This window comes from Pseudomonas sp. GL-B-19 (assembly GCF_019956415.1).
GTDB lineage: Bacteria > Pseudomonadota > Gammaproteobacteria > Pseudomonadales > Pseudomonadaceae > Aquipseudomonas.
Genome location: NZ_JAHBDK010000101.1, coordinates 1 through 3,639, shown reverse-complemented (window position 1 = coordinate 3,639; position 3,639 = coordinate 1). Strand labels below are relative to the sequence as shown.

At 60.7% G+C, this 3,639-nt stretch carries 1 protein-coding gene; it reads right to left on the bottom strand.

Annotation, left to right across the window (positions count from 1 at the left end):
• Window positions 1-284: 284 nt before the first annotated feature.
• Window positions 285-3,639: beta strand repeat-containing protein (locus tag KGB06_RS28830; protein WP_223521804.1), on the bottom strand; the 3,355-nt coding region annotated here is incomplete at its 5' end.

The following is a 3,639-nucleotide window of genomic DNA, read 5'->3' as shown; positions in this document are numbered from 1 at the left end:
ACCGATATGTGGCGCGCTACAACAATGTAAGGCGCCACAGCTACAACGGTTACCACTCGCCGGTAGCGGCAGAAAAGATGGCGGCGTGAGAACCGAAAACAATGTCCAAAATTACTGGACCAGATCAAGCTCGCTCCCACAGGGAATTTGTGTCGTTCACAAATTTTGTGTTCAAAACCAAAACTTGTGGGAGCGAGCCTGCTCGCGATGGCGGTGTCACAGGCAACAAAAAACCCGCCATTCCTTACCCAGGAATGGCGGGTTTTGTCGTTTCAGCTTTCAGATCACACGGTATCCACCTTCAACGAATGATCGTTCAACATGCCATTGATGATGGTCGCCGTATCATGCCCACCCGCCACCACTCCGCCCGCCCCCGGCGTGACGCCGTAATGGTTGGCCAGGTCGACGCCCGCCAGGTCGATAGTCTGGTTCGGCGTGGCGCCGGCCATGGCGCTGACGTCGATGCTGGTCAGTACCGAGGCGCCGCTGCCCACGACTTTGAAGTGCAGGTAGTCATCCAGCGAAGCCGTGGTGCCGTTTTCGCCTTGCAACAGTTGCGACAAATCGAGTTTGTCGGTGCCTGAGGTGAAGTCGGTGACGACGTCGTGGCCGCTGTTACCTTTGAGCCACTGGAAGGTGTCGGCCCCTGCGCCGCCGGTGAGGGTGTTGTTGCCCAAGCCGCCGATCAGGAAGTCGTCACCGCCGCCACCCTTGAGGATGTCGTCGCCCAACCCACCATTGATGATGTTGCTGTTGTTGTCGCCCGTGAGGCTGTCGTTGAGGTTGGAGCCGACCAGGTTTTCGATCCCGGTGAGGGTATCGGTACCGGCGCCTCCGGTGTTTTGCCCGGTGGCCAGGTTCAGGTCGACCGTGACCCCGGCAGTCGCATGGGCGTAGTTCGCGGTGTCGATGCCGGTGCCGCCGTCGAGCAGGTCGTTGCCGATGCCGCTGAACAGCAAGTCATTGCCGGCGCCGCCGTGCAGTTCGTTGTTGCCGGTGCCGGCGGTGAGCACATCGTTACCATCGCCGGCATTGATGACGTTGTTGCCGGTACCTGCCACCAACACGTCATCGCCCGCCGTGCCGGTGAGGGTGTGGCCGTCCTGGTAGCTGATGGTTACGGCCGCGGTGTCGCTGCCGCCGTGGTTGTCGTTGGCGGTGTAGGTGTCGTGAGCGTCTGATGTAAGGTCATGGGCACCGGCGTAGTTGACGGTCATGGTCAGCTGGTAGTCCTCGTCTCCTTTGGCGTTGCCGCCACTGGTATTTTCGATGTTGGTGATGTGGATCTGGTAGGTCCCATCCGCCGACGCGGTGATCATCCCGCCGTTCACTATGCTGACGAACGGGCCGCCAACGATTCCATACTCCATGGTGATGTGCCCGTCTGCCAGGTTGTGATCCAGGTTGAGGGTTTCACCCGCTTTGAGTTTCACGGTGATGAGATCTTCATCATTGGCGCTGTTGTCTTTCACCTGCCCCAGAGATCCATTGATCACCAGTAGCGCCGTCATCGCGGCGGTATTGGCCGTAAAGGAACTGCGCACGTCCGCCAGGGAGTTACTGCTCATGAAGTTGACTGCGCCGGTGCCGGTGAAGTCCGCGCTCTTGATCACCCAACCCGTGTTGAAGGAAGTTGGCGAGGCGGTCAGCGGATCCTTGTCGGCATCGGTGTCGTTGGCCAGCAGCAGTTCGCCCGGCACCACGATGTTGCTCGACAGCACGTTGGTGATGATGTGGTCATCGACCGCCACCGGTGCCGCGTTCGGAATGACTTTGACCGTCAGCGTGGAGCTGGCCAGGTCGCCGTCGTTGTCGCTGACGGTAAAGCCGATGTTTTCGGTGATGACCACCGCCGTGGATTTTTGCGAGGTGTAGTTGTACTCGCCGGTGTCGAGGTTCACCACCAGCGTGCCGCCATTGTTGGTGGCGATGCTGATGCTGTTGTTCACCGTGTTGAACGTGCCGTGATTATCGCCGCCACTGAAGTTCAACGAACCCTGGTTGGTGTTGCCTTTAGGGTCGTAGGTGTAGGTGGTGCCGTCGACCGTGAGGGTTTTGATGAAACCGCCATCGGCACCGAACGTACCGCCCTCCAGCAATGTACCGGTGACCGGTGCACCGACCACGGTGCCCGAGAGCACCGAGTTGAGCTGGATGAGATCGGTCACCACTACCGCGTTGGTGTTGGTGTGGGTACTGCCGTCATAGGCCAGCGGATCGAGGTTGGCGTTGCTCACGCCGCTGCCCAGGCCGATCGCGTAGTTCTTGATGCTGTTGGCGTCGAGGAAGGCTTTGAGTGCGGCCTCGTCCGCCGTACCCGTCTCCTGGCCGGTGGTCGGTTTGCCGTCAGAGAAGAAGTAGCCGACGTTCTGGGCACCGGTCAGTTTTCCGGATGTATTAAACGCAGTCTGCAGCATTGCCACCGCCGCATCGTAGTTGGTGCCACCGTTCGCTGTCAGGCTGGCGAGGAGCGTCTTCGCGGTCGCTACGTCGACCCACACCGACGTTCTGTCGGTGGCACTGCTGCTGAAGGTGACGAGTTGCACTTTCACATCGCCAAGGTCGTCGTACTTGTCGAGCAAGGCGCTGATGGCCGATTTGGCCAACGCTAACCGCGACAGGCCTGGCACACCGGAGTCGTCGGCCATACTGCCGGAGATGTCGAGCACGATCAGCAAGTTGGAGTCGATTTCCACCGCTGCCACCGAGCGATCCGACGCCACTGCTTTCGGCACGTCGTCGACGATGTTGACGACGATGGTGCTGGTGGTGCTGTTGCCCAGGGCATCGGTGGCTTTGTAGGTGAAGCTTTCGCTCAGGGTGTTTGTCCCGTCGTTGGCGTTCGGCGATGTTTTCGGCGCCGAGGTCAGGGTGTAGGTGTACGTGCCGTCGGCGTTGAGCTGGATCTGACCGTATATGCCGGTGGCACTGCCAACCAGGCTGTAGGTGAATGTGCCGCTGCCGCCGGTGACCGAACCGACCAGCGTCCCGGTGGCGGTTTCCCCGGTGTTGCCCGGGTCGCTGCCGGTGACGGTGCCCCCTGCGAGGTCCAGACCGTCCTGGTTCAGGTCGAGGGCTTTTTCGTAGACCGTCACGTCCTGGTCAATCTCGGCTTTCAGGGCATTGTCGGTGACGTTGATGGTGATGGTGGTGGTGCTCTCGTCGCCATCGGAATCGCGAATGGTGTAGGTGAACGTGTCGGTAGCGCCCGCGGCCCCCACCGAGTTCGGGTTGCTGTGGTACACGGCATTGCCGGCGGCATCCAGGGTCAGGTAGCCGTAGGTGCCATTGATATTGTTGCCCAGCCCGCCGACCGCCGAGGTCGCCGTGTTACTGCCGGCACGCACGCCAATCACCGCCCCACCGACAGCCGGGCCATCGGCGCCCAACACGTCGTTGCCCAGTACGCTGATGTTGACCATTGCGCCTTCCACCGCACTGGCGGTATTCGGCGCTGCGGTGGGCAGGTCATCGACGATGTTGACGTTGATCTGACCCGACGCGGTGCTGCCGTCTGTGTCTGTCGCCACCACATCGAAGTTTTCGGTGAGGCTGTTGTTACCGTTGGCGGCTGGATGGGTTTCGTTATCCACCAGGGTGTAGCTGTAGCTGATGACACCGGTGGTCGAGTTGTAG